Here is a 25,387-nt window from a genome sequence, read left to right as displayed (position 1 = left end):
CGCTGCGGATCGGGCTCGTCCGGCCGTGGACTCCGGGCGGGATCGGCGGCCACACCCCCGGCCGCCCGGAGTTCGTCGAGTCGGCGCCGCATCTGCGCCACCGGATCGGTGGTCTCGGTGCGCGCCCCGGACCATTCGTCCATCGGGTCAGAAATCGGCCGGGGTCTCTTCCGTCGCGGTCACATCGGCACCGATCCCCAGCTTTTCCTTGATCTTCTTCTCGACCTCGTCCCGGATATCGGTGTTCTCCAGGAGGAATTTGCGGGCGTTCTCCTTACCCTGGCCGAGCTGATCGCCCTCGTAGGTGTACCAGGAGCCGGACTTGCGGATGAACCCGTGCTCCACCCCCATATCGATCAGCGAGCCCTCCTTCGAAATTCCGTGTCCGTACAGAATGTCGAATTCGGCCTGTTTGAACGGCGGGGAGACCTTGTTCTTCACGACCTTGACCCTGGTCCGGTTACCGACCGCGTCACTCCCGTCCTTCAGCGTCTCGATCCGCCGGACATCCAGGCGAACCGATGCATAGAACTTCAGCGCCTTACCACCGGTGGTGGTTTCCGGGGAGTTGTGCACCATGACACCGTCGACGAAGTAGTTGTGGTTGCCCTCTACCTCGATATCGAACCGGTGCATCGACCTGGTCTGCGGCTTCACGCGAACATCCAGGACGCGTGCCGGTACAAGCCTTTTGACCGGAGCCACGAAGTCCGGGCGGACGATACCCGCACCACGGTTGCGGGGCAGAAGTTTGTACTCCATGGACGGGGCCATATACGGCGCCACCAACTCCTGGAACTCGGCGGTCGCCGCGGTGGTGAAGACGAGCACGGCTTTACTCGCGCTACCGGCAGCACGAAGCCGGACGTCGAGACCGTGAGTATCACGAAGGTAGTCACGCAGACGAGTACGCGATCCTTCGCTCATCGCTTCCACGCATATTTCGATCCGGCCGCTCCCCCCAGCGGTACGCTGCTGCACTCCTTTCGAGCGCACAGTGAACGATCCGTCGTCCATGTACCAGATGGCCAGCGCGAGCGGTGTAAGCGCTTTCAAGAATTCTTCGGAGAGGAATTTCTTTCCATCACCCAGGTAGACCGCACGCTGCAACTCGGCCAGTTCGGGCAACGGCGTGAAATCGACAAATTTCGCACCCTTGTCGTCGATCCGGATCGAATGCTCGATGTTTCCGAGGAGGCCGACCTTCCAGTCCAGGTACTCGTGCTGGCGCGATCCGTGCCCCATCCGGAACCGAACACCATTACGATCCCGGCGGTTCGGCGACAAATTCCCCTCGCCCATGAGAGAACCGAGCACCACCTGGAACTGCTGATCACCCAGCCGGAAATCCTCGGCGGCCAGTACCCGATCGCCTGCGATGATCTCGCCCGCCTCGGTCCATCCACCGGGAGTGCGGATCAGGTGGTTCGCAGTGGCGGCGAACTGAGACCTGCCATTACCACTGGACTTCTCCACAGTGAACTGGAGAAAGGAGTCCGTCGGTCCATTGTCGTACCAGTTGACCACGCGCCGGGGAACGACCCGATCGGTTTCGGGGTCGTAGGAAAGTACCTCGACATCCATCTTCTGGTTGACGATCTTCCCGATTTTCTCGGTGGTACCGTCGGCCAGCTGAACCCGGGTGGCGTAATTGAAACACCCGAACATGACGCCGATCTTCTCGCGCAGCTGGTTGATGAAGATGGCGGTGGTGCCGGAATTGTTCAGGGCACTGGTCATCTTGCGCAGCGCCTGGCTCATCAGGCGGGCCTGCAGGCCGACGTGACTGTCACCCATTTCGCCCTCGATTTCGGCGCGGGGCACCAGGGCGGCCACCGAGTCGATGACGATGATGTCGATGGCGCCGGAGCGGACCAGCATATCGGCGATTTCCAGGGCCTGTTCACCGGTATCGGGCTGGGACACCAGCAGCGCGTCGGTATCGACACCGAGTTTGGCGGCGTAATCGGGATCGAGTGCGTGCTCGGCGTCGATGAAGGCCGCGACTCCTCCGGCGGCCTGCGCATTGGCGACCGCGTGCAGCGCGACCGTGGTCTTACCGGAGGATTCCGGGCCGTAGATCTCCACGACGCGGCCGCGGGGCAGGCCCCCGATACCCAGTGCGACGTCGAGCGCGATGGAACCGGTCGGGATCACCGAGACCGGCTGGCGGGCTTCTTCGCCGAGGCGCATCACCGCACCCTTGCCGAAACTCTTCTCGACCTGCGCGAGCGCGAGTTCGAGCGCTTTGTCGCGGTCATAGGGCTGTGGCGCCATCGTGACTCCCCTTTTCACCGGGTGGTAGGTAGGTGGTGTGGTTGGCGCCCAGAGTAGAGGGCGGCACCGACAAGTTCCGGCCTCAGCCTAGACGAACAGGTGTTCGAGTCAAGCGACGTGGCCGCGCGTCGCGACCCCTCGGCACGCGCCGGTCACCACTGCGGGAGCTCGGTCGTATCTCCCTCCGGCCGGGGTCCGTGGATGCGCCGCCGCGCCCGGGTGATGGGCACGTCGTCGATACTCGCCTCCCGCCGCGCCATCAGCCCGTCCGGCGCGAACTCCCACTGCTCGTTGCCGTAGCTGCGCCACCACTGCCCGGCCTCGTCGTGCCATTCATACTGGAAGCGCACCGCGACGCGGTTTCCCGACCAGGCCCACAGCGCCTTGCGCAGGGCATAACCGTTCTCCTTCGCCCATTTCCGGGTCAGGAAATCGACCACGGCCGGACGCCCGGTGAAGTACTCGTCGCGGTTACGCCACACCGTGTCGACGGTGTAGGCGGCGGCGACCGTCCCGGGATCACGGGTGTTCCACGCGTTCTCGGCCGCACGCACCTTGGCGGCGGCGGTCACGGCATCGAACGGGGGCAGCGGTGGTCGCATCCGGCGATTCCTTTCACGGGTTGGCAGGGGAGAGTTCGGGCGGACTCCAGCGCAGTGGCCCCGCGCGCCGCTCGGCCACCGCGTGCACGGTGAATTCGATACCGGCGGGACCGCCCGGGCCGGCCGCCCAGGACAGTTCGGCCGTACCGGTGAGGTGTAGCAGGCCGCCGGTGTTCCAGTCCGGGATCAGCACACCACAGCGCGGCTCCACCAGGAGGTTGCCGAGCGTCATGAACATCGAGTTGCCGCGATATTCCGGCCAGTACAGCCGGTTCGGCGCGCGCACCTCCACGAAGCCGGGGTCTCCCCCACGATGCGAGGCGTCGGCGCGGCCCGCCGTGTCCGTACTGCCCACGAAGAAGGCATCGGCCGCCGCTATCGCGGCGCACTGCCGGGCATCCAGTTCGATACCGTGGCGTACGTCCGTCGGCGGCTGCTCCGCGACGGCCACGATATGCCGCCGCGAGATGTACTTCGGGCAGTTCGAATAGACCTGATCCACTGTCATGCGCAGCCGATCGCCGATCCGGCGCACCGTCCCGTTGGCCCGCATCCGCCGGCGGCGGTCCGGTTCGACGGCGAGGAGGCCGACCCGCCACGGACGGTCGGGCGGCGTCAGCGGGTCGCCGCGCCGTGGTACCGCCGCGATCTCGAGGGTGTATTCGTCGAGGGCGCGGAGGAAGCCCGGCGCCCCGGTCAGCTGGGTCACCCACGGGCGTCCCTCGTCGTCCACCGCAGCGAGTACGACCATCGGCTGTTCGGCCAGGAAGCGGGCGGCGGCCTCGGGTATCGCGGTACGGACCGTCCGCCCCACCTTCTCGGCGATATCGGCCTGTCCCGCCCGGCGCTGCACCGCCAGTTCGCCCGGATGGAAAACATTCATCGCGGGTGCCGCTCAGAAGAATCCGCAGGTCGGCGCCGCACCGCTGGGTGCGGGCGCGGATTCGGCGCCGACCGGCGTATAGACCTCGAGCCGGATACCGTCCGGATCGGCGAAGAAGATGCCGCCGGACGCCGTACCCTCGCCGTGCGCGACCACACCGTCGTGGAAAAAGGTGACCGCGTGCTCGGCAAGCGCGGCTTCCACCTGCCGCACCTGTTCGAGGGACGGAACCTGGAAGGACAGGTGGTGCAGCCCGGGCCGATCCACCGGGAACTCCCCCGCGCTCTGCTGCCACAGCGTGAGCGCGAGTTCGCCCTTCGAGCCCAGAAAGGCCCATCGCCGTCCGGCATCGGCACCGGTGGCGAGCTCTTCGAAGCCGAGAACATCCCGGTAGAAGCGCAGCGAGCGATCCAGCTGGGACACGTTCAGCCCGATATGCCCGGTGGCGAGTCGCGGGGTGACGGCTGTCGTCATGGTCGATCCTCCCGGTTTAACCATTCAAATTGTTTGAACGGTTAGAACTTAGCGTGTGCGATCACCCGGCGTCAACCGCTCAAATATCAATAGGTGGTTACACTGGGTTCGGATACTCCGACACGGACAAGGCGACCGTTACCCTCAGACATGCTCGATCCACGCCCCCACCTCGGTGAACCGCCTGCCCTCGATCTGCTGAACACACGGTGGATTGAGCACGGTCCGCGCGACCTGCTCACCGACGTGACGGGCCTGCGGATCTGGCTGGAGTCGGCGGCCCTGACCGGAACGGCTCCCGTGGACGAACGGACCCTGGACGCCGTGCTCACCGCCCGCTCCGCCGTGTACGACGCGGTTGTGCACGGCGCCCGCGATGCCCTCAACGAGGTACTCGACCGGGGACGTATCCGGCGTCACCTCGACGAGACCGGACCGATCGGCATCCCCGAGGTCGCCGACCCCGCCTGGCTACCCGGCTGGCTGGCGGCGGACAACCTGCTGCAGTTGCTGGCCGAGGCGCCCACCCGCATCCGCCGCTGCGCCCATCCCGACTGCGTGCTGTTCTTCTACGACACATCCAAGAACGGAACCCGACGCTGGCATTCGATGGCGACCTGCGGCAACCGCGCGAAAGCGGCGCGCCATCATGCGCGCCGGAGCTGACCGCCCGTCACCAGCGAGCGCGCGGCACATCGAATTCGGCGCACAGCGCACGCCAGACATCACGTGGATCGACACCGGATTCGATGGCGTCGGCGCCGGTCCGGCCGCCGAGCGCGGGGATGACGTGATCATTGAGCAGGGTGTCGCCCCGGGCCTCGCCGAATTCGGTGTGCATGAGTTCCTGGAATTCCGTCAACCGCACCGTGCACAAGATACCCGCACCGGCGCCGGCGGGCTCGGAGCGGTCAGTGCGTACGCACCGAGTCCAGGACCCGGTGGCAGATCTGTACCGGATCGGCCACCTCGGCGACTCCCGCGGCCGCCGACCGCGCCGCCGCGGTGAAACCCGGCTCGGCCAGCAGCCGCAGCACCGCGGCGCGCACCGCCTCCGGGGTGAGCGGGCGGACCAGCAGCGACGAACCCTGGCGTTGCGCGCGATTGGCGAGCTCCCACTGGTCGCCGCCGCCCGGGACGGTCACCACGGGTACCCCCGCGGTCAATGATTTCGCCAGGAGCCCGTGTCCACCGCCACCGACCACCACGGCGGCGTGGGCGAGGAGTTCGTCCTGCCGGCCGAGCCCGGCGGTCGCCCATTCCGGCAGCGATTCCGGTGGCTCGTCGAGCATCGAGATCGCCACCCGGACCCCGGCTCCCGCCAGGGCCTCCAGCACCGTCTCCGCCATCCCTGCCACCCCGGTGTGCGCGGTGGACGGCGCCACCATCACCAAGGGGTCGTCCCCCGGCGGTAACTCCAGGCGGCGGTCGGTGGGCTCCCACAACAGCGGGCCGACCAGTTCGGCCTCCTCCGGCCAGTCCGGCCGCGGTACCTCCAGCGCGGGCAGGGTGGCGACGAGCCGCGCGGCCGGGCCCGGGTCGGTGGGCGGCAGACCCACCCCGGCCCGGGCGGCCTCCCGCTGCCGCTGCCCGGTCCGCACCGCGCGTGCGGTGAACCTCCGCAGCACCGAATCCCGGGCACGACCGCGCACACCGGCGCCCGGCGCGAGCCCGCTGCCGATCGGCGGCAGCCCTTTCGACGGAAGGTAGAGCGGATGCGGTGACAGTTCGACCCACGGCACCCGCAACCGCTCGGCGGCCATACCGCCCCCCGCGGTGAGCACATCGGAGACAACCAGTTCCGGCAGCATCGCGCCGAGTTCGGGCAGGATCTCGGTCGAGATATAGGCCGCCCGTTGATGAATGCGCGCCCCGGCATCGCCGTCGTCGTCGGTCGGCCTGGGCGCCAGCCCCTTCAGCCGCCGCACCCCGATACCGACCGCACGCGCGGCCTCGAACCAGCGGGGGCCGGTGAAGAGGACAGGATCGTCACCCGCGTCCCGGAAACGCAGGCAGAGCGCGATAGCGGGAAACGCATGACCCGGATCGGGACCGGCGACGACAGCCACTCGCATCCGGTCATGCTATCGGCGTGCCCGCAGGCGCCGAGTCCGGGCCGTGCCCGAGCGGCCGCGCCGGCCCATTTCGAGGCGGTTCCGCCACAGCGGCACCGCGCCGGCCACTCAGCCGGCGAAGGTGTACAGCTCGAACCCGACGGCGCGGACGCCGGCGAAACCGTCCACCGGACCCGTGGTCATCGTGACCACCGCGCGCACCTGATCGGCCACCGGTTCCGGGCTCAATGCCTCCAGGTAGCGCCGATGTTCGGCCAGTGAGGCCTCGGCAGCGCCGACAGTGGCGGTGACATCCACCGCGTGGGTGGCACCGGCCGGGACGGCCACGGCCGCCCAGCGCGCGGTCCACGGTGGTGGCTCGGTGATCTCGGGGAAGATCCACTCGTTGCCGGCATCGGATACCGCGTCGAGCGCCGCACGGCCGACGGCCCGGTGGTCGGCGCTGTTGACGATGCCGGGGGCCCAGGTCGGCCCGAAATGTCCCAGCACCACCAGTTCCGGACGGTGCCGGCGGATCGCTGCGGCCAGATCGCGGCGCAGGGCCGGGTTCGCTTCGATCCGGCCGTCCGGATGGCCGAGGAACTGCACCTCGCTCACCCCGACGACCGCGGCCGCGGCACGCTCTTCGGCTTCGCGCAACGGACCCGCCTCGGCGGGCGGCATACCGGCGATCCCCGCCTCCCCGGAGGTCACCAGCAGATAGCGCACATCTTTGCCCTGGCCGGTCCAGCGGGCCACCGCGGCGGCGACTCCGTACTCGATATCGTCGGGGTGAGCGACGATCACCAGGGCCCGCTGCCAATCTTCTGGAAGGTGCTGCATGGCGCCATTCGAACACAGGCGCCCGCCCGATGACACGGAAAAGCCGGATGACCCTCCGGGCGGAGAGACATCCGGCCGCATCGCGGGGGCGGATCAGACCTTGGTGACCGAGTTGTCGTCCGAGCCGGAGATCGCCTTGTAGAGCAGATACAGCCCGAACACCACCGCGCTGATCACCAGAATCGGGAACAGCCCTTTGATCAGTGCGCCGATCACCGCCAGCGCGATCCAGACGACGGCGACCACGCCGATGATCTTCCACAGCATTTTGTGCCTCCCAGCGATTGTCTCCTGTTTCGAGCATGACACCGCGGGCACGGGAAATCACCAGGTGAAGAGCAATATCCGGGGAAGATCAGGGTTGACCCTGAGACCGTTACGGGCGCGCGCGACCGCGGGGCACCTCGGCCCCGGGCGGCTGCCACGAGGGGTGGCCCGCGGCGGGCGGCAGCGGACCGGGAGCCCGGTCGGCGAGTTCGGTGAGTGCCTGCGCCCAGCCGTCCATCCGATCGGCCGCGTGCCGCAGATCGGCGACGATACCGTCGAACTCGTAGCGGAGCGCCCCTGTTTCGTCGACGGCGAGGACCCGGGTCGCCGCGGCGACCACCTGCTCGTACTCGGCGACGCCGCTGTCGAGCCGGGCGACGATCGACCGCAATGTCTCCCCGAGCCGATGCACGTCGGCCGCGTCGGCGATCTCGGCCGCGCCCCCGCCGAGGGTCCGGACCGCGCCTTCCATCGTGGCGATGTCGGCGGCCAGCGCGGTCAGCGCGGCGGCACCGGAGCCGGCGGTGGCGATCAGATCCTCGAGTTCCTCGGCGGGCAGCCGGCGGGACCGGGCGATCTGCCCGGCCACCTCGTGCAACGCCCGTTCGGCACGTGTCAATCGAGCCATGGCGGGCCGGGCGGCGGATCGGCCGGCGGGAAGTTTGCGCGGGAGATAGCCGGCCAGCGGCAGCGGCGACCGCCGCAACCGCAGGTAACGGCGGGTACTCAGGGCGGCGCCGGTGACCAGGACGACCGCCCCGCCGCCGAGCACCACGACCGCCCAGGCGGGGGCGGACAGGATCACCAGCCCGACCGCCCCGGCGGTGGTGAGACCGGAGACCGTGCCGAGACCGATACTGCGGCGCCGGGCCCGGCGCCGCCGGCGGAGCTCGCGTTCCCGCGGATCGGCCCAGCGGCGGACCGCGACGAGCGCGTTCTCACCGGCTTCCCGCAGACTGTCGGCGACGTAGGCCGCCTGCGGCTGCAGTTCGGGCCAGGCACGGGCGAACTCCCGGGACCCGGTGCGGAATCGGGACCTGTCAGACTTCATCGCTGTCCTCGCCGAACTCGGTGGAGCCGCTACTGCTGTGCGGTCCGGCCCTTGTCCATCTGTGGTTGTGGTTGTGCGGGTTCGGCCGCCGATTTCCCGGCGTCGAGCGCCGAACTGGTGTTCCCGGCGGGCAGGGAATCGCCGCGCATGGACGCGCGGATCTGCTCGAGCCGGCTGTGGCCGGCCATCTGGACGCTGGCCTGCTGGACCTCGAGCATGCGCCCTTGGACGGTGTTCTGGGCGAGTTCGGCGGACCCCAGCGCGGTGGCGTAGCGGCGTTCGATCTTTTCCCGCACCGCGTCCAGGCTGGGGACGCTGCCGGGGGCGGACAGGGTGCTGTCCATCTGCTGCAGGGAGGCACTGACCTGCTCCTGCATCTTGGCCTGTTCGAGCTGGCTGAGCAGCTTGGTACGCTCGGCGACCTTCTGCTGCAGCAGCATCGCGTTCTGCTCCACCGCCTTCTTGGCCTGCGCGGCGGCCTGCAGCGACTGATCGTGCAGCACCTTCAGGTCCTCGACCGACTGTTCGGCGGTGACCAATTGCGCGGCGAACGCCTCGGCGGCGTTGGTGTACTGGATGGCCTTCTCGGCATCACCCGCGGCATTGGCCTGGTCGGCGAGGACGACGGCCTGACGGGCATTGGCGTTGAGCTTCTCGACCTCGTCGAGCTGCCGGTTGAGCTTCATCTCCAGCTGCCGCTGGTTCCCGATCACCGAGGCGGCCTGCTGGGATAGGGCCTGGTGCTGACGCTGGGCCTCTTCGATAGCCTGCTGAATCTGGACCTTCGGATCCGCGTGCTCCTCGATCTTGGCATCGAAGAGGGCCATCAGGTATTTCCAGGCCTTCGTGAACGGATTAGCCATCGGTTGATCCCGCCTCCATCTACTGTGCCGCCTGGGCGACTCGGAGTGCGCGACCGTCACGCACTCGGTATCTGCCTATCCTCCACCATGCGGCGCCGGGTCCCGGCCACCGAACGACGCCGCGTCTCGCCGAGAACGGCCGCGCCGACGCATACTACGAATCTATCCGGTCCCCGGCGCCACGCGCATTGTCACGATCGGGTATACGACGGCTATAACCGATCAGGCCGCTTCGACCAGCACCAGCGGGCCGTTGGTGGGCGCCGGGATGACGATCCGGGTCTCGCCGTCGACCTGGGTCCGGGTGCCGTTCGCGGCCGCGACGGCGGCGGCTTCGGCGGTCGCGGGCTCGGCGGCCGGCTCCGCCGGTGCCGGGGTGGCCGCTTCGGCGGGTTCGCGGGCCGGGGCGGCGCCCGCCGGCAGATCCTCGCCGGCGATCGCGGTGCTCACGTCCCACAGCACCCGGGACAGCGGCACGTCGAGCGCCTCGCAGATCGCGGCCAGTAGTTCACTGGACGCTTCCTTACGGCCCCGCTCGACTTCGGAGAGGTAGCCCAGGCTCACCCGCGCCGAGGTGGATACTTCACGCAGGGTCCGGCTCTGGGCGAGGCGCGCACGCCGCAGACTGTCCCCGATCGCTTCTCGCAGCAGCGTCATCGAGTTCTCCTTCTCCCGGTAGGCGTCGCCCACGGCACGCACGCGGTTCTCTCTTCGCACAACGTCGGAACCGGCCCCGAGGGTTCCCGAGCCGGTCGCGGAACTGCTCACCGGGTGGGTGATTCGCCCCGCACGCACCGCAGCAGTTCCCGAACCGCGGCCTGTGTCGCTGTGAACCTGATATTCCACCGGTCGCCGGTGAGTTTCAACCGCATCACCTCGGTATGCCCGGGCCCGGCGAGTCCGAGGAAGACGGTGCCGACCTCGATCCCGTCCTGCGGGTCGGGTCCGGCGACCCCGGTGAGCGCGATTCCCCAGTCGGCGACGCAGCGGGTCCGGGCGCCGACCGCGAGCTGTTGTGCGGTACTCGCGGCCACCGGACCCTCGGCGGCCAGGACCTGTTCGTCGACCCCGGCCAGGCTGTGTTTGAGGTCTGTCGCGTACACCACCAGCCCGCCGCGCAGCACCGCGCTGGCACCGGGCACACCGGCGATCGTGGCGGAGACCAGGCCCGCGGTCAGTGATTCGGCGGTGGCGACGGTCTGTCCGCTGTCCTTCAGGACGGCGACGAGATCGGCGGCCACGCTGTCGGCGGTGAGCGGCCCGGTATGTCCGGCCGTCATCCGCGGGTCCGGTGCGGTCCGGCGAGCCACAGCCTGGCCGCCTGGCCGACGTAGTCCAGGCCCGTGACCACAGTGAGAACCAACGCGATCCACATCAGCGTCATTCCCGCGGTCGCGAAACCACCCGAGAGCGGCAGCACCAGCACTCCGATGGCCACCGACTGGACGAGGGTTTTGAGTTTCCCGCCGCGACCGGCCGGGATGACCCCGCGGCGCACCACCGCCAGCCGCAGCAGGGTGATGCCGATCTCGCGCGCGCAGATGACGACGGTCATCCACCACGGCAGATCGCCCAGCATCGAGAGCCCGATGAGCGCCGCACCGATGAGCGCCTTGTCCGCAATGGGGTCGGCGAGTTTGCCGAAATCGGTGACCAGGCCGTATTTGCGGGCGAGCTGACCGTCGAACCGGTCGGTGATCGCGGCGAGGGCGAAGAGCAGAGTGGCGGTGATCCGCCAGCCGGTCTGATGCCCGCCACCGGCTAACAGCGCCAGGACGAACAGCGGTACCAGCGCGATCCGGATCATGGTGAGGATGTTCGCGATGTTCAGCAGCGGAACCGCGGATTCGGCGGGTGCGGGCACCAGACCACCGCGCGGTGGTCCGGGCACGGTCAGCGGCCGGTCCATCTCCTCGGGGTGCACGCTCATGGCCGCCTCTGCGCCGCGGCGCCGGGACAGGCGCGCGAGGTCGAGCGGGAGGGCGGAGTCTGCGGCACACACTCAGACTATCGGTAGCCCGGCCGACTACTGTGCACCCCATGACCTCACGGGGACCACTGAGTGGTTCGACCAGCGACGCACCCGGTACGCAGACCGCCACCGTGCGGGTGCGTCGCGCCCGCACCTCCGATGTCCCGGCGATCAAATCGCTCGTCGATGCATACGCGGGCCGCATCCTGCTGGAGAAGAACCTCGTCAATCTGTACGAGTCGGTACAGGAGTTCTGGGTGGCCGAGCTCGGCGACCGCGTGGTGGGCTGCGGTGCGTTGCACGTGCTGTGGGCCGACCTCGGTGAGGTGCGCACGGTGGCTGTACTTCCGGAGGTGAAGGGCCACGGTGTGGGCAAAGTCATCGTGGAGCAGCTGGTCGAGGTGGCGCGGGAGCTCGAGCTGCGGCGCTTGTTCGTGCTCACCTTCGAGGTCGAGTTCTTCGCCCGGCACGGTTTCGCGGAAATCGAGGGCACCCCGGTGACCGCCGAGGTGTACGCGGAGATGTGCCGGTCCTACGACACCGGTGTGGCGGAGTTCCTGGACCTCAGCTTTGTGAAACCGAACACTCTCGGCAACACCCGAATGCTGCTCACGCTCTGAAATTCACCGGCTGCGGCAGTACCCACCACTCCCGGTGGACGGCCGGCACCGCGCCGCCATCCCGCGCACTAGAGTCGACCGGTGCCTCTTTTCGCTGTTCACTACACCTATTCCGAAGCCACCGTCCCCGCTCGGGACACCCATCGCCCGCGTCACCGGACGTGGCTGGCCGACCGGCTTTCGGAGGGCGCGCTGCTGAGCAGCGGGCCGTACCCGGACGGTTCCGGCGCCCTGCTGCTCTTCCGCGCGGCCGACGCCGCGGCGCTGGACGAGCTGCTGGCCCAGGACCCGTTCGCTCAGGAGAAGCTGATCGATGACGTGCGGGCCGTCGAATGGCAGCCCGTACTCGGCGCGTTCGCCGACTGAGCGGTACCGCGTCCCGGCCGGGTCGGCGCCCGGCCGGAACGCACCGGCTACTCGCCCGGGCCGGCGGCCGACTTCGACCGGGCCTGCCCACGGGTGCGTAGCAGGCTGGCGACGGTCGCGACGACCAGGATGCCGAGGATCACCGACAACGACAGCGCGGTGGAGATCTCCGGGACGCTCACGTGCTCGCCGCCGTTGATGAACGGCAGGGTGTTCTCGTGCAGTGCGTGCAGCACCAGTTTGATACCGATGAAGGCCAGAATGGCCGCGAGACCGTAGGACAGGTAGACCAACCGGTCCAGCAGGCCGCCGATCAGGAAGAAGAGCTGGCGCAGCCCCATCAACGCGAACGCGTTCGCGGTGAACACGATGTAGGGCTCCTCGGTGAGGCCGTAGATGGCCGGAATCGAGTCGAGCGCGAACAGCAGATCGGCGAATCCGATGGCCACCAGTGCCAGCAGCATCGGCGTGAGTACGCGCCGGCCGTCGATCCGGGTGACCAGCTTGTCGCCGTCATAGGTCTCGGTGGTCGGCACGAAACGCTTGATGAGCGCGACGATCCGGCTGTCGCGTTTCTGTTCCTCTTCGACCTCGTGGCCGCTCTCCTTCAGGAGCTTGACCGCGGTGTAGACCAGGAACAATCCGAACAGGTAGAAAACCCAGCTGAAGGCGCTGATGGCGGCGGCGCCCACCGCGATGAAGATACCGCGCATGACCAGGGCCACCACGATGCCGATGAGCAGCACCTTCTGCTGGTAGATCCGGGGCACCGCGAAGGTGGACATGATGATCAGGAAGATGAACAGGTTGTCCACCGAGAGCGCTTTCTCGGTGACGAAACCGGCATAGTACTCACCGGCGAAGGTCCCGCCCCATTTCCAGGCGATCACCCCGCCGAAGGCCAGCGCCAGACCGATGTAGACCGCGGACCAGAAGCCGGACTCACGAAAGGTCGGTTCGTGCGGGGTCCGCACATGGGCGAAGAAATCGAAGACGAACAACCCGAGGATCACCACGATGGTGATTCCCCAGACGAGAGCGGTTACCTGCATACGGCGATCCGTTCAGCGGTGCGAGTCATATCCCAATCATGCCCGATATGCCCGTTTCAGCCGACTTGCGGGGTGGTTGCCCGCTATCGTCGCAGATCAGCGCGCCCGGCGACCGCCCGCACACCGGTCATCCGGCGTCCGGTGCCGGCGCTCCCCCGTCGCCGCCGCCTCGGATCGACCACAGCAGGCCGTCGAGTTCGTCCGGTTTGATCAGCACATCGCGCGCCTTGGAACCTTCGCTCGGCCCGACCACGCCCCGGGTCTCCATCAGGTCCATCAAGCGGCCCGCCTTCGCGAACCCGACCCGCAATTTGCGCTGCAGCATGGACGTGGACCCGAATTGCGAGGTGACCACCAGTTCCACCGCCTGCAGGAACACGTCGAGATCGTCGCCGATATCGGGGTCGACGTCCTTCTTCTCCCCGGCCTTGGCCGCGGTGACGCCCTCGGTGTACTCCGGTTCGGCCTGGTTCTTGGTGAACTCGACGACCCCGTGGATCTCCTCGTCGCTGATGAAGGCGCCCTGCAACCGGGTCGGTTTACCGGCGCCCATCGGCAGGAACAGGCCGTCGCCCATACCGATGAGTTTCTCGGCGCCGGGCTGATCGAGGATCACGCGCGAATCGGTGAGCGAAGAGGTCGCGAACGCCAGGCGGGACGGCACATTGGTCTTGATCAGGCCGGTCACCACATCCACCGACGGCCGCTGGGTGGCCAGCACCAGATGGATACCGGCGGCCCGCGCCTTCTGGGTGATCCGGACGATGGCGTCCTCGACGTCGCGGGGGGCGGTCATCATCAGATCGGCGAGTTCGTCGACGATGGCCAGAATGTAGGGATAGGGCCGGTACACCCGTTCGCTGCCCAGCGGCGTGGTGATGGCGCCGGATTTCACCTTGCGGTTGAAATCGTCGATATGGCGGACCTTGCTGGCCTGCATGTCCTGATACCGCTGTTCCATCTCCTCCACCAGCCAGGACAGCGCCGCGGCGGCCTTCTTCGGCTGGGTGATGATGGGCGTGATCAGATGCGGGATCCCCTCGTAGGGCGTCAGTTCCACCATCTTCGGGTCGATCAGGATCATCCGGACCTCGTCCGGGGTGGCCCGCTGCAACAGCGACACCAGCATCGAGTTCACAAAACTCGACTTACCGGAACCGGTGGAACCCGCGACCAGCAGATGCGGCATCTTGGCCAGATTGGCCGAGACGAACTCGCCCTCGATGTTCTTGCCGAGGCCGATGACCAGCGGATGATGATCGTTGCGGGTGGACGGCGCGGTGAGCACATCGGCGAGGCGGACCAGTTCCCGGTCGGCATTGGGCACCTCGATACCCACGGCGGATTTCCCGGGGATCGGCGCGAGCAGGCGCACGTTCTCGGTCGCCACGGCATAGGCGATATTGCGGGTCAGCGCGGTGATCTTCTCGACTTTCACGCCGGGCCCGAGTTCCACCTCGTATCGGGTGACGGTCGGCCCCCGGACGAACCCGGTGACCGCGGCATCGATCTTGAACTGCACCAGTACCTCGGTGATCGCCTCGATCATCGATTCGTTGGCGGCGCTGCGTTTCCGGGGCGGGTCGCCTTCGACCAGCAGATCGATCGGCGGCAGCGTGTAATCACCCTCGGTGACCCGGTCGGTGACGAACTCCGGATCCGGAAGCGGCGGCGGAGTCTGATCGACCACCGGGGGCGCGGCGGGTTTGCGCTTCTTGCGCGGTGCGGGTTGTTCGCCCTCCGGGGCGGCGGGGATCGATTTGGCGTCGCGCAGGGGTGGCTCGGCCGCGGATCCCGCCAAGTCGTCGGCCGGGTAGTTCTCGGTGGGAGTACGGCTGCGGCGGCGAGATCTGGTGGGGGCCTCCCCGGCGCCGGTCTCGTACTCGTCGACCGGATCGTAGCCGTCCCGATAGTCCGCCTCGCCCTCGTAACCGGGAGCGCCGAAGAATTCGCGCAGTCGCTGCGGCGCCTCGCGCACCGTCGTGCCGGTCACCAGCAGCACGCCGAACACCATCGCGAGCAGCAGTATCGGCACCGACAGCCAGGCGGTGAGACCATCGGTCACCGGACCACCGATCACGAATCCCACGAACCCGGCCCCCTCGGCACGCCCGGCGGCGTCGGTGGGGGCGCCGTCGGCGATATGCCACAGCCCGAGAAACGGCAACCCGATCAGCAGACCGCCCAGCACCAGCCGGGGCCGGATCTCCGGGCGGGGTTCGGTACGCATGAGCACCACCGCGATAGCGGAGGCGACGAACGGCAGCAGCGCCGAGGCCGAACCGGTGAGTGCACGGATGACCGCGTCCACCGCGCGCCCGATCGGCCCGCCGGCGGAGAGCCAGACAGCGGCCGCGAGCACCGCGCTGAGCGCGATCAAACCGAGAGCGACCCCGTCGCGCCGATGACCGTGTTCGATCTCCCCGGCTCTGCTGAGGGCCCGGGTGGTGGCGCCCAGCCCACGGGCGGCCATGGTCCAGCCGCCGCCCACCATCCGGCCGAACACCGCCAGCGGCGCCGTATCGGAACGTCGTGCGGCGGTGGGCCGGCGCGCCGCGGTGCGGCGGGGACGGGCGCCGTTGGCCGGGCGCGCGGCCGCCTTACGTGTGGTTCTACGAGCCGGACCCTGGGCCGCGGCCGCGCCGGCCGCGCCGCGTGTACTACCCGAACGAGAACGCGCCGCGGTGGTCCGCCCCCGAGCCGATCCCGCCCGCGCACCAGGTGTGGTCGTGCCGCGGGACTTACCTGCCATGGCCTCAGGCTAGCCGCAACAACCCCATCCGGACCATCCGCAACACTGGTTACCGCCGCCCCGGCGGTGTGCGCCGGCGGCCCGCGCCGGTCGTCGCGGGATGATCGGCGGCGGCGATTCGTACCTCGACCGCCGTCGATATCCGGCCCGGGACGCGGCGCGCGGACCGGTCGGCGCCGCCTCGCCCCCGCGGTCGGATTCGCCGCCGGCGGCGTTCAGAGGGAACGGTCGAGTTCGAGTACCTGCCGGACCGCGTCGGGTTCGCCGGCCGTGTCGATCCGGACCTGATCGCGCCCGAAGGCGTGCAGCAGCAATTCGGACGGTTCACCGGTCAGCGTCACCACCGGCCCGGCGCCGTCCACGATCCGGGCCCGTTCCCCGCGGGGCGTCGAGAACTCCACCGGTACCGGCGATTTCCGGTACGCCATCTTCCCCATCTTGCGCACCACCGCCCACAGCCGCTGCTGATCCTCGGCCGGTAGGTCCCGCGGTTCCCAGCCCGGGCTCGCCCGGCGGACATCCTCGTGATGAACGAACATCTCGCCGAGATTGGCGATCGCGTCCACGGGTCGCAGCGGTGACCACCAGGGCGGCCCGGTACGGATTTTGTCCAGCAGTTCGTCGAACTCCCGGCCGGCCGCTTTGTCCTGCACCTTCTGCAGGTAGCCGGCGAAGGGCGCCAACATGATTCCCGGCGCGGCATCGGGCCGTCGCTCCCGGACCACCAGGTGTGCCGCGAGGTCGCGTACCGTCCACACACCACATAGGGTGGGCGCGTCCGGGCCGGTGGCCTTCATCGTTTCGACCAACGCACGGCGTTCACGCTGAGCCATGTTCACACGATGAATCTAGCCGAGACCCAGCCATCGGGGAGGGAACGTGTTGCCGATCCGGTTGCTCACCGGCAGAGATGCTCTGTACTTTGTCATTCGGTCCATAAGGGTCGTGGACCGAAATACACAGATGGGAACACCTTTGAAGAAGATTCTCACCGTTGCCGCCGTTCTGGTGGCGACCATCGGCTCGATGTTCGTCGCTTCGGTGACACCGGCGCACGCCCAGTACAGCAGTTACTACGGCGCCATCGCGGTGTCCCTGTCCACCGGCAACTACGGCTGGTCCTACGACTACGACAGCTACGCCGAGGCCGAGTCGGCCGCGGAGAGCAGCTGCGGTGCCGCCGACTGCGTCGCCAAGATCTCCTGGCGCAATGGATGTGGCGCGCTGGCGGTTTCGGACAACTGGCTGAGCTACGGCTCCGGCGCCACCAAGGCCGCCGCCCGGTCCGAGGCGCTGGCCAACAACCCGGGCAATGCCTCCATCGAGCACTGGAACTGCACTTCCGGCTACGACCTGTGAGTTCGTACCGACCACTTTTCCGGCCGGCGCCGCACTCGCCGACTACACCGTAGGGGAATCAGAACTGTGAAAATTCGACCGATCCGGGTCGTGGCCGCCGCGACGATGGCCGCCGCCGCCCTGACCTTCACCGCATGCTCGTCCACCGAGGACTCCTCGACCGAGGCCGCCGCGACCAGCACCGAGGCCGCCGCCGAGTTCGAATCGGGTAAAACCCAGGACGGCCGGGAGGAGGGCAAGGCGCCGACCACCACACCCGCGCCGAACCTGCCCAAGCCGACGGCCGAAGAACTCAACGACAAGATCAACCGGGCGCTCGACGGCTCGGTCGGCGAAGACGAGAAGCTGGCCTGGATCGAGGACGCCGAACAGGATCCGCAGCTGGTCGACAAACTGGTCGAGGCGGCCAAGAAGAACGAGGTCACCGTCAAGATCACCAATGTCGGCGAACCGGTCGGCGGCAAGGTGACCGCCGATGCCGATGTGACCATCGGTGGCAGCCCGGTGGAGAACGCGACCGTCGATTTCGTGGCCGAAGGCGATCAGTGGAAGATCGCGCACGGATTCGCGTGCAATATCGTCAAATCCGCGCAGCTGGATTCGGCGGCCTGCCAGCCCGACGCCTGAGCCACGCGTAGCTCCGCAGAGACGAGAAACCGCCGGAGGGCTCGGCCCTCCGGCGGTTTCCGTTCGTTCAGACGCCGATCACGGTCGGCACGATCATCGGGCGCCGCCGGTAGGTATCGGCGACCCAGCGGCCCACGATCCGCCGCACGGCCTGCGCGATGCGATGCGTATCGGTGATACCTTCACCGGCCAGTCGCAGCAGTTCGGCTTCCACCAGCTCCGCCGCTTCCGCCAGCGCGGTCGGATCATCGGAGAACCCGCGCCCGCTGACCTCCGGCGGACTCACCGCCTTACCGGTGGTCTCGTCGACGGCCACCGTGATGGCGATGAAACCGCCCTCGCCGAGCACGAGCCGGTCCGACAGCGTGGATTCGCCGACATCGCCGACCGACAAGCCGTCCACGTAGACATGTCCGACCGGGACACGGCCGACGATGGAGGCGATGCCGTCGACCAGATCGACCACCACACCGTCCTCGGCCAGCACCACCCGTTCCTCGGGGACCCCGGTGGCGACGGCGAGCGCGGCATTGGCGCGCAGATGCCGCCATTCACCGTGCACGGGCATGGCGTTGGTCGGCCGGACCGCGTTGTACAGGTACAGCAGTTCCCCGGCCGACGCGTGCCCGGACACATGCACCTTCGCGTTCTGCTGGGTGATGACGGTGGCGCCGAGGCGGGCCAGCCCGTTGACGACCGTGAACACCGAGTTCTCGTTGCCCGGGATCAGCGAGGAGGCCAGCACGACCAGATCGTCGGCCCGGATATGGATCTGCCGGTGCTCACCCCGGGCCATCCGGGACAGCGCCGACAGCGGCTCGCCCTGCGAACCGGTGGAGATGAGCACCAGTTTGTTGCCCGGCAGGGTGGCCGCCTGATCGAGATCGACGACGATCCCGTCGGGCACCGACAGATAGCCCAGATCCTGCGCGATCTGCATATTGCGGACCATGGACCGGCCGACGAAGCACACCCGGCGCCCGTACTTCTGCGCCACGTCCACCACCTGCTGGATCCGGTGCACATGGCTGGCGAAGGACGCCACGATCACCCGGTTGCGCGCCTTGCCGATCACGGTGTCCAGGACACCGCCGATCTCGCGTTCCGGGGTGACGAAACCCGGGACCTCGGCGTTGGTGGAATCGACCAGGAACAGGTCCACGCCCTCGTCGCCGAGGCGGGAGAAACCGGCGAGGTCGGTGAGCCGGCCGTCGAGCGGCAGCTGATCGAGCTTGATGTCCCCGGTGTGCAGCACCGTCCCCGCGGGGGTGCGGATGGCCACCGCGAGGGCGTCCGGGATGGAGTGGTTGACCGCGAAGTATTCGCATTCGAACGGCCCGTGCTCGGTGCGCTCACCCTCGGTGACCTCGAGCAGCCGCGGATGCAGCCGGTGCTCCCGGCATTTCGCGGCGACCAATGCGAGGGTGAATCTGGAGCCGACCACCGGGATATCCGGGCGCAACCGCAGCAGGAACGGCACGGCGCCGATATGGTCCTCGTGCCCGTGGGTCAGGATCACGGCCACCACATCGTCGATGCGGTCCTCGATCGGCCGGAAATCGGGCAGGATCAGGTCCACACCGGGCTGCTGGTCCTCGGGGAAGAGCACTCCGCAGTCGACGATCAGCAGTTTGCCGCCGTACTCGAAAACGGTCATGTTGCGCCCGATTTCGCCGATACCGCCGAGCGCGAAGACCCGCAGGCCCTGCTTCGGAAGCTTCGGGGGCAGCGAGAGCCGGTCCTGGGCGGCGGCCTCCGGGGTGGCGGCGGGCGCGGAACGGGCCTGCTCGCCGCGGCCGCGGCCGGACTGCCGACCCCTCCCGCCGCGGCGCGACCGCTGGCCCCGGGCTTCCGGGGCGGCGGTTTCGGTCACGGGCGCGGATTCGGTTGCCACCGTCTCGGTTTCCCTTTCGCCAGTGGGTTCGGCGGGCTCGGCCGCCACGGGCGTGGGCACGGGTTCCTGCTGCGGCTCGGGCGCGGGGGCGGCCGGGCCGGCCCCACGCCGGGCGGTACGGCGGGGGCGGCGGGCGACGGGTTCACTCATTCGAGCACCCCCGCGGCCCGCAGATCCGCGGCCAGATCCTCGAGCTGTTCCGGATTGGGCATGATCTGCGGCAGTCGCGGTTCACCGGCGTCGATACCGAGCAGGCGGAGCCCGCCCTTGGTCATCGCGACGCCGCCGAGGCGGGCCATTGCGGCATTGAGCCACAGCAGACTGGTGTTGACATCGCGCGCCCGCACCACATCTCCGGCGGTGAACGCGTCCACCATCTCGCGCAGCCGTTCCGGGACCAGATGCCCGATCACACTGATGAAACCGACCGCGCCCATCGCCAGCCACGGCAGGTTCAACATATCGTCGCCGGAGTAGAAGGCCAGATCGGTTTCGGCGATAAGCGCCGCCCCCGCGTTCAGATCACCCTTGGCGTCCTTGACCGCGACGATCCGCGGGTGTTCGGCGAGCCGGCGAATGGTGTCGGAGGCGATCGGAACGACCGATCGCGGCGGAATGTCGTAGAGGGTGACCGGTAGGTCGGTGGCGTCGGCGACCGCGGTGAAATGCGCGTACAGGCCTTCCTGGGTGGGTCGCGAATAGTAGGGGGTCACCACCAGCAGGCCGTGCGCGCCCGCGCGCTGGGCGTTACGCGCCAGCTCGATCGAATGCGCCGTGTCATACGTGCCGGCGCCGGCGATCACGGTGGCCCGGTTGCCGACCGCGTCGACGACTGCCCGCAGCAGATCCGCCTTCTCCGATTCGGTGGTGGTCGGCGATTCGCCGGTGGTTCCGGAGATCGCGAGCAGGTCGACGCCCCGATCGACCAGACGATGTGCCAGGGAGACGCCGGTGTCTATGTCGAGCTTGCCCTCGGCACTGAAGGGGGTCACCATCGCGACACCTACTGTGCCGGACGCGCTCAACACCGGGGGCGTCGATTCACCGTTCGTCATGGTCAGAAAGGCTACCCGGTCACCTGGTACGGCTCGACACCCTCGTCTGTGTTCTCGGCCGCCGAACCGAGCGCCGACAGCATGATACCGCCATTTCGCCGTCATTTCTGTCCTTGAACGACATCGAAAATGGCGTCACACTGATGTCATGGATTTGACCAGATACACCGCCCGCATCCGGGACGACCTGGTGGCCGCCGCCGCCCTGGGTGACGAGAAGACCCAGGCCACGGCCGCCGCGCTGGCCGGCGCGGTGGAGAACTCGGCCCGGCTGGCCCTGCTCTCGGCCCTCACCGAACTCGCCGATACCGTCAGCGCCGAACTGGGCGACCGCACCGTGCGTGTCTCCCTGCACGGCACCGAAGCCGATATCGAGGTGCGCCGTGCCCCGGCCGGTGACAACCCGAGCTTCGAGGAGATGACCGGCGATATCAGCCGGGTCACCCTGCGTCTGGTCGAACAGGTGAAGGCGCGCGCCGAAGAAGCCGCCGCGCAGAGCGGGCAGTCGTTGAACTCCTGGATGTCCGGAGTGGTGTCCGGCGCGCTGCGCGACCAGATGCGGGGCGGCTACGGCCCCAAACGCGACGAGCAGTCGTAGCCTCCGGCCCGGCTCGTGCCGCGACCAGGGTCTGCTCCCGACGCCGCGATATCGGTACGCCGGTCGTCTCCCCCGGCGCTGACCAGCACGGTCGCGAGGAGGCGCCGGCCTGCTTATGAGCCCGTGAAATAGCAGGCCGTGACGGACGGCGACCAACAGGCGTTCATCCACCAGGGTCTGGTCTACGGCTGCGAGAGCGGCCACCACGCCGGCGTGTAGTTCCACGAACTCGGCCATCGGGACCGGCCAGCCGTCCGCCCGACCACCTCCCAGGTTTCATCGCTGTGCTGGAGGGGGCGCCAGCCGTCCATGTCGTCCCCTGTCGTCTCGCTGGTGGCTTGCACCGGCCGCCGGGGACACAACACCCGACGGCCGGGCATAAACGAATCCTGGGCGGGTGCTGTCTCGACTCGATACGACTTTGTGCGTTTTTGCGCGCAACCTTGTGAGCCACCGGGCGAACACGACCGAGGGCGAGACGCGGCTCATTCGCTGGTACGACCCCGACACCATGCCCGGCCTGTTGCAGACCGAGGGCTACGCCCGCGCGATCCTGCGCGTCTGCATCTCGATGATCGGGGGCCGTGACGACCTGGAGGAGGCCGTAGCGATGCGGATGGCCCGCAAGAGCGTCCTGACGCGCGCCGGGCACCGCTTCCACATCCTGGTCGGCGAGGCCGCACTGTATCCGACGGTCGGCGACAGCGGGGTGATGGTGGCGCAGCTCGAACATCTCCTCGGCGAGCTGGAGCGGCCCAACCTCCGGCTCGGCGTGATCCCGCTGGACATCGAGTACCGCGCAGCGGCGACGAACTTCGTCATCTACGACCGCGCTCAGGTGCTCACCGAGACCGTCAGCGCCGAGCTGACCATCACCCGGCCCTCGGAGATCGCTCTGCACGAGAAGACCTTCGCCGTGCTCGCCGAACAGGCCGCCTACAACGACGCCGCCCGAGCGCTCATCGTACGAGCGCTGGAGCGGGGTACAGTGCGTGACAATGACCGCCGCTACCCCTACTGAGTTTCCACCGCCGTGTCGATTTCGGACTCGTCATCAGACTCAAGAATGGGATTGCCGACACCGTTGTCACTATCAGCATGAAATGCCTTGTGCGAATCGAACGCGGCAATTCCGAATATTCCGTCGTCCTGGTGCGACATGAGGTATTCCTCAATTTCCTTGGCCGTTGCGCCTTCACGCAGTTTTGTCGATATCTCCCGATGAAATAGGAGGCAACACAGTCCGCGTAGCTCGACTGCCACAGCGACCGGTATACACGCATCTCGGGAGTCACGTCGTAGTCGGTGAACCAGGAGTCGTCGCCTTGCTGGAACTTCCAGGCGAAGCGGCGCGATGACCGTGTCGGTCGGCGACCAGCGGCGGTAGCAGGACCGCGAACAGCGAGCGCCTGACCATCCTTCAGCTTCTGCGCCTGTGCACGTACCCAGGCCACAGATGAAAGACCTGAGACGTGGTCGCCCCGGCTTCAAGCCGTACGGAAGACTGGGTGATGGCAGCCGCGCGATCATCATCCTTCGCGTAGAACAGCCAAGGGACAACAGCCAAGGGACAAATGACTTTCGACCCCTCCTCCGCCAACTCGTGCGTCCAACGTCCAGGGCGATGTTCTCAACCGAAACAGCAGTCCGGCCGATGTTCGTCACTCGCACACGAACGCATTCAATCCCAAAGTGATTCGCAACAGGGATGTCGGAGTCGCGAATGACGTTTCCCCATGACCTTCTTCCAAGTCCTGACACTGCGCGAGTCGTGCTCCACTCGTCATGGAACTCGAAAACAAGTTGTACGCGCAGCCTTGCCCCCGAGAGTCGATAGAGCGTCAGCTGCCAGACCGATGAGAAGAGCGAAACCGCCGCACTCGCAGTCGACACAATGACCGCGATTGTTGCCTCATCCAAGTGATGTCTCCATGAGCTGGGCCGCGACGGTTGCGCCGAGTTCCCAGCACGCTTCGAGGTCGTCCTTGGACGGCTTGCCCGACACCACCACGTACTCGGCCGACTTCACCCACCCGAGCCCGGTCGTGATCGAGGTGACGCCCTTCTCCGCGCCCTCGGTGCCCTCGTTGCCGTGGAAGTACACCCCGAACGGCCGCCCTCGGGTCGAATCGAGGCAGGGGTAGTAAATGACATCCAGCCCGTGTTTCAGGCCGCCGCTCATGTACCCGAGGTTCGCCGGGGTGCCGAGCACGTACCCGTCGGCCTCCAGCACGTCGGTCGGCGACAGCGTTAGGGCGGCGCGGCGCACCACCTCCACGCCCTCGATCTCCGGGTCGGTCGCGCCGGACACCACGGCCTCGAACATCGCCTGGCAGTGCGGCGACGGCGTGTGATGGACGATCAGCAACCTCGGCACCTCACCGAGCCTAACGGCTCCCGGCGGCGGGTTCAGGCTCCGGTGCGGCGCTCGTGTTTCTCCAGTTCCACCGCGCGGCGCATGGTGTCGCGGGCCCGGGACCGATCGCCGGCGCAGTCGTAGGCACGCGCCAGCCGGTAGGACACCCGCCAGTTGTCGGGGTCGGCCTCCCACTCCTTCTGCACCGATAGGAACAGTTCGTCGGCGGCCGCGCGTTCGATCCGGCCGGACGGGCGACGCGGCAGATCCGCGGTATCCAATTCCAGGCCCTCGTCGTGGATCCGGCGGGCCAGCCGCTGATGATCCAGCGCCGACCGCAGGGTGGACACGACCATCCACACCCCCAGCAGCGGCAGGATCAGCACCCCGACACCCAGCGCGACTGCCGCGACCTCACCCGAGGTCAGCAGCGCCACCGCGATCCGGCCCAGCCACAGGAAGTAGAAGACCAGCGCCAGCACCAGCGCCGCCACCATCGCGACGATCTTCCAGACCTCGCGGTCGCGGCCGGACGCGCCGGCGGAATCGCTCACAGGTCGAGGAACGGATCGAGGCCGACGGTGAGCCCCGGCCGCAGCCCGATCTGGCGCACCCCGAGCAGTACACCGGGCGCGAACGACGAGCGGTCGATCGAATCGTGGCGGATGGTGAGCGTCTCCCCCTGGGTCCCGAACAGCACCTCCTGATGCGCCACCAGACCCGCCAGCCGCACCGAATGCACCCGTACCCCGCCGACCTCCGCCCCGCGCGCACCCTCGAGTTCGGTGGTGGTGGCATCCGGGATCGGCCCGGCGCCGGCCTTCTCCCGGGCCGCGGCGATGATCCCGGCGGTCCGGTAGGCGGTACCCGACGGCGCGTCGGCCTTGTTCGGATGATGCAGCTCGATCACCTCGACCGATTCGAAGAATCGGGCGGCCTGTTCGGCGAAACGCATGGACAGCACCGCCCCGATCGCGAAATTCGGGGCGATCAGCACCCCGACCTCCGCCCGCCCGGCCAGCCAGCCCCGCACCTGATCGAGCCGCGCCTCGTCGAACCCGGTCGTCCCGACCACCGCGTGGATCCCGTTCTCCACCAGGAACTGCAGATTGCCCATCACCACATCGGGGTGGGTGAAGTCGACAACAACCTGCGTGCCGGAATCGACGAACCGGCTCAGCGGATCGTCCTTGTCGACCGCGGCGACGAGCTCGAGATCGGCGGCCGCCTCGACGGCGGCACAGATGGCCTGCCCGACCTTGCCCTGTGCTCCCAGAACGCCAACCCGAATCGGTTCCGTCACCTCGCCACTCCCTGTTCGTCGTCGACCTGCGGTCCGAGCCTACTGTGTTTATTTGCGCGCCTCCGGGGCGCGGGGCCGAGGCCCCCGAAGGTCCCGCCGTTCAGGCCTCGAGACTCGCG

General features: G+C 68.1%; 29 protein-coding genes. 7 read left to right on the top strand and 22 right to left on the bottom strand.

Translation table 11 applies throughout. From position 1 onward, the window contains the following. Positions 1–147: 147 nt before the first annotated feature. From recA to ACLML9_RS16290, 4 genes are all read right to left on the bottom strand, one after another. On the bottom strand, positions 148–2,277 hold the full coding sequence (recA, locus tag ACLML9_RS16305) for an intein-containing recombinase RecA (RefSeq protein WP_411946320.1): 2,130 nt from the start codon (positions 2,275–2,277) through the stop codon (positions 148–150). A 152-nt stretch (positions 2,278–2,429) separates the two neighbouring features. Then, a complete protein-coding gene (locus ACLML9_RS16300; protein ID WP_411946319.1) occupies positions 2,430–2,879 on the bottom strand; it encodes a nuclear transport factor 2 family protein in 450 nt (149 codons plus the stop codon). A 13-nt stretch (positions 2,880–2,892) separates the two neighbouring features. Beyond that, positions 2,893–3,762 carry a pyridoxamine 5'-phosphate oxidase family protein gene (locus ACLML9_RS16295; RefSeq protein WP_411946318.1) on the bottom strand — a complete coding sequence of 290 codons (870 nt, stop codon included), beginning with the start codon at positions 3,760–3,762 and terminating at the stop codon, positions 2,893–2,895. Positions 3,763–3,774: 12 nt separating this feature from the next. Further along, positions 3,775–4,236: a VOC family protein gene (locus ACLML9_RS16290; protein WP_411946317.1), complete on the bottom strand. Its 462-nt coding sequence runs from the start codon at positions 4,234–4,236 to the stop codon at positions 3,775–3,777. Positions 4,237–4,386: 150 nt separating this feature from the next. On the opposite strand from ACLML9_RS16290, the gene ACLML9_RS16285 reads away from it, so the two are divergent. Next, positions 4,387–4,902, top strand: a complete 516-nt coding sequence (locus tag ACLML9_RS16285; protein ID WP_411946316.1) for a CGNR zinc finger domain-containing protein — start codon at positions 4,387–4,389, stop codon at positions 4,900–4,902. Positions 4,903–4,909: 7 nt separating this feature from the next. Here ACLML9_RS16285 and ACLML9_RS16280 read toward each other — a convergent pair whose 3' ends face one another. The 9 genes from ACLML9_RS16280 to pgsA form a co-directional block, all read right to left on the bottom strand. Beyond that, positions 4,910–5,104: a DUF3046 domain-containing protein gene (locus ACLML9_RS16280; RefSeq protein WP_030521669.1), complete on the bottom strand. Its 195-nt coding sequence runs from the start codon at positions 5,102–5,104 to the stop codon at positions 4,910–4,912. Between the two features lie 43 nt (positions 5,105–5,147). Continuing rightward, positions 5,148–6,311: a glycosyltransferase gene (locus ACLML9_RS16275; protein WP_411946315.1), complete on the bottom strand. Its 1,164-nt coding sequence runs from the start codon at positions 6,309–6,311 to the stop codon at positions 5,148–5,150. A gap of 108 nt (positions 6,312–6,419) precedes the next feature. Continuing rightward, complete coding sequence (locus ACLML9_RS16270; protein WP_411946314.1) at positions 6,420–7,133, bottom strand: PIG-L deacetylase family protein; 714 nt, start codon at positions 7,131–7,133, stop codon at positions 6,420–6,422. 93 nt (positions 7,134–7,226) lie between these two features. Continuing rightward, positions 7,227–7,400, bottom strand: coding sequence for a hypothetical protein (locus ACLML9_RS16265; RefSeq protein ID WP_030521672.1), 174 nt, complete (start codon positions 7,398–7,400; stop codon positions 7,227–7,229). 109 nt (positions 7,401–7,509) lie between these two features. Continuing rightward, positions 7,510–8,451 carry a phage shock envelope stress response protein PspM gene (gene pspM / locus ACLML9_RS16260; protein WP_411946313.1) on the bottom strand — a complete coding sequence of 314 codons (942 nt, stop codon included), beginning with the start codon at positions 8,449–8,451 and terminating at the stop codon, positions 7,510–7,512. 29 nt (positions 8,452–8,480) lie between these two features. Continuing rightward, positions 8,481–9,314 carry a phage shock protein PspA gene (pspA, locus tag ACLML9_RS16255; protein WP_265804589.1) on the bottom strand — a complete coding sequence of 278 codons (834 nt, stop codon included), beginning with the start codon at positions 9,312–9,314 and terminating at the stop codon, positions 8,481–8,483. Between the two features lie 222 nt (positions 9,315–9,536). Next, positions 9,537–9,971 carry a helix-turn-helix domain-containing protein gene (locus ACLML9_RS16250; RefSeq protein WP_411946323.1) on the bottom strand — a complete coding sequence of 145 codons (435 nt, stop codon included), beginning with the start codon at positions 9,969–9,971 and terminating at the stop codon, positions 9,537–9,539. Positions 9,972–10,078: 107 nt separating this feature from the next. Continuing rightward, positions 10,079–10,594: a CinA family protein gene (locus tag ACLML9_RS16245; RefSeq protein WP_411946312.1), complete on the bottom strand. Its 516-nt coding sequence runs from the start codon at positions 10,592–10,594 to the stop codon at positions 10,079–10,081. Next, positions 10,591–11,223, bottom strand: a complete 633-nt coding sequence (gene pgsA / locus ACLML9_RS16240) for a CDP-diacylglycerol--glycerol-3-phosphate 3-phosphatidyltransferase (protein WP_411946322.1) — start codon at positions 11,221–11,223, stop codon at positions 10,591–10,593. The genes ACLML9_RS16245 and pgsA overlap by 4 nt, the downstream gene beginning before the upstream one ends. A 131-nt stretch (positions 11,224–11,354) precedes the next feature. Here pgsA and ACLML9_RS16235 point away from each other — a divergent pair, with 131 nt between their 5' ends. Both ACLML9_RS16235 and ACLML9_RS16230 read left to right on the top strand, forming a co-directional pair. Beyond that, on the top strand, positions 11,355–11,906 hold the full coding sequence (locus tag ACLML9_RS16235; protein WP_411946311.1) for an amino-acid N-acetyltransferase: 552 nt from the start codon (positions 11,355–11,357) through the stop codon (positions 11,904–11,906). 81 nt (positions 11,907–11,987) lie between these two features. After that, the gene (locus ACLML9_RS16230) at positions 11,988–12,272 is read left to right on the top strand and encodes a YciI family protein (RefSeq protein ID WP_411946310.1); all 285 of its coding nucleotides are present in this window, start codon (positions 11,988–11,990) and stop codon (positions 12,270–12,272) included. Positions 12,273–12,319: 47 nt separating this feature from the next. Here ACLML9_RS16230 and ACLML9_RS16225 read toward each other — a convergent pair whose 3' ends face one another. From ACLML9_RS16225 to ACLML9_RS16215, 3 genes are all read right to left on the bottom strand, one after another. Beyond that, positions 12,320–13,324 (bottom strand): TerC family protein, encoded by a 1,005-nt coding sequence (locus tag ACLML9_RS16225; RefSeq protein ID WP_265804586.1) that lies wholly within the window; start codon positions 13,322–13,324, stop codon positions 12,320–12,322. A gap of 127 nt (positions 13,325–13,451) precedes the next feature. Then, the gene (locus ACLML9_RS16220; protein WP_411946309.1) at positions 13,452–16,076 is read right to left on the bottom strand and encodes a DNA translocase FtsK; all 2,625 of its coding nucleotides are present in this window, start codon (positions 16,074–16,076) and stop codon (positions 13,452–13,454) included. A 215-nt stretch (positions 16,077–16,291) separates the two neighbouring features. Next, positions 16,292–16,915, bottom strand: coding sequence for a TIGR03085 family metal-binding protein (locus ACLML9_RS16215; RefSeq protein WP_411946308.1), 624 nt, complete (start codon positions 16,913–16,915; stop codon positions 16,292–16,294). A 124-nt stretch (positions 16,916–17,039) separates the two neighbouring features. Between ACLML9_RS16215 and ACLML9_RS16210 the strand changes: the two genes are divergently transcribed. Continuing rightward, positions 17,040–17,435 (top strand): DUF4189 domain-containing protein, encoded by a 396-nt coding sequence (locus ACLML9_RS16210; protein ID WP_411946307.1) that lies wholly within the window; start codon positions 17,040–17,042, stop codon positions 17,433–17,435. A gap of 66 nt (positions 17,436–17,501) precedes the next feature. Then, the gene (locus ACLML9_RS16205; protein WP_082853951.1) at positions 17,502–18,062 is read left to right on the top strand and encodes a hypothetical protein; all 561 of its coding nucleotides are present in this window, start codon (positions 17,502–17,504) and stop codon (positions 18,060–18,062) included. A 67-nt stretch (positions 18,063–18,129) separates the two neighbouring features. On the opposite strand, the gene ACLML9_RS16200 is transcribed toward ACLML9_RS16205, so the two are convergent. Both ACLML9_RS16200 and dapA read right to left on the bottom strand, forming a co-directional pair. Then, on the bottom strand, positions 18,130–20,106 hold the full coding sequence (locus tag ACLML9_RS16200) for a ribonuclease J (protein ID WP_411946306.1): 1,977 nt from the start codon (positions 20,104–20,106) through the stop codon (positions 18,130–18,132). Continuing rightward, complete coding sequence (dapA, locus tag ACLML9_RS16195) at positions 20,103–21,011, bottom strand: 4-hydroxy-tetrahydrodipicolinate synthase (protein ID WP_411946305.1); 909 nt, start codon at positions 21,009–21,011, stop codon at positions 20,103–20,105. The genes ACLML9_RS16200 and dapA overlap by 4 nt, the downstream gene beginning before the upstream one ends. A gap of 148 nt (positions 21,012–21,159) precedes the next feature. On the opposite strand from dapA, the gene ACLML9_RS16190 reads away from it, so the two are divergent. Both ACLML9_RS16190 and ACLML9_RS16185 read left to right on the top strand, forming a co-directional pair. Continuing rightward, positions 21,160–21,609 (top strand): hypothetical protein, encoded by a 450-nt coding sequence (locus ACLML9_RS16190; RefSeq protein WP_030521687.1) that lies wholly within the window; start codon positions 21,160–21,162, stop codon positions 21,607–21,609. Between the two features lie 397 nt (positions 21,610–22,006). Beyond that, on the top strand, positions 22,007–22,630 hold the full coding sequence (locus ACLML9_RS16185; RefSeq protein ID WP_411946304.1) for a DUF5753 domain-containing protein: 624 nt from the start codon (positions 22,007–22,009) through the stop codon (positions 22,628–22,630). On the opposite strand, the gene ACLML9_RS16180 is transcribed toward ACLML9_RS16185, so the two are convergent. The 4 genes from ACLML9_RS16180 to dapB all read right to left on the bottom strand — a co-directional run bounded on the left by ACLML9_RS16180 (position 22,624) and on the right by dapB (position 25,268). Next, a complete protein-coding gene (locus ACLML9_RS16180) occupies positions 22,624–22,872 on the bottom strand; it encodes a hypothetical protein (RefSeq protein WP_411946303.1) in 249 nt (82 codons plus the stop codon). The two genes, ACLML9_RS16185 and ACLML9_RS16180, sit on opposite strands and share 7 nt — an antisense overlap. A gap of 649 nt (positions 22,873–23,521) precedes the next feature. After that, positions 23,522–23,986, bottom strand: a complete 465-nt coding sequence (locus ACLML9_RS16175; RefSeq protein WP_411946302.1) for a flavodoxin family protein — start codon at positions 23,984–23,986, stop codon at positions 23,522–23,524. Between the two features lie 32 nt (positions 23,987–24,018). Then, a complete protein-coding gene (locus tag ACLML9_RS16170; RefSeq protein WP_411946321.1) occupies positions 24,019–24,462 on the bottom strand; it encodes a hypothetical protein in 444 nt (147 codons plus the stop codon). Between the two features lie 53 nt (positions 24,463–24,515). Further along, positions 24,516–25,268, bottom strand: coding sequence for a 4-hydroxy-tetrahydrodipicolinate reductase (dapB, locus tag ACLML9_RS16165; protein ID WP_411946301.1), 753 nt, complete (start codon positions 25,266–25,268; stop codon positions 24,516–24,518). Between the last annotated feature and the right edge of the window lie 119 nt (positions 25,269–25,387).

The sequence above is a fragment of the Nocardia sp. NPDC002869 genome (assembly GCF_046764065.1).
Lineage (GTDB): Bacteria > Actinomycetota > Actinomycetes > Mycobacteriales > Mycobacteriaceae > Nocardia > Nocardia rhamnosiphila.
Note: the sequence above shows the minus strand (reverse complement) of the source record. Positions and strands in the feature narration are given on the sequence as shown.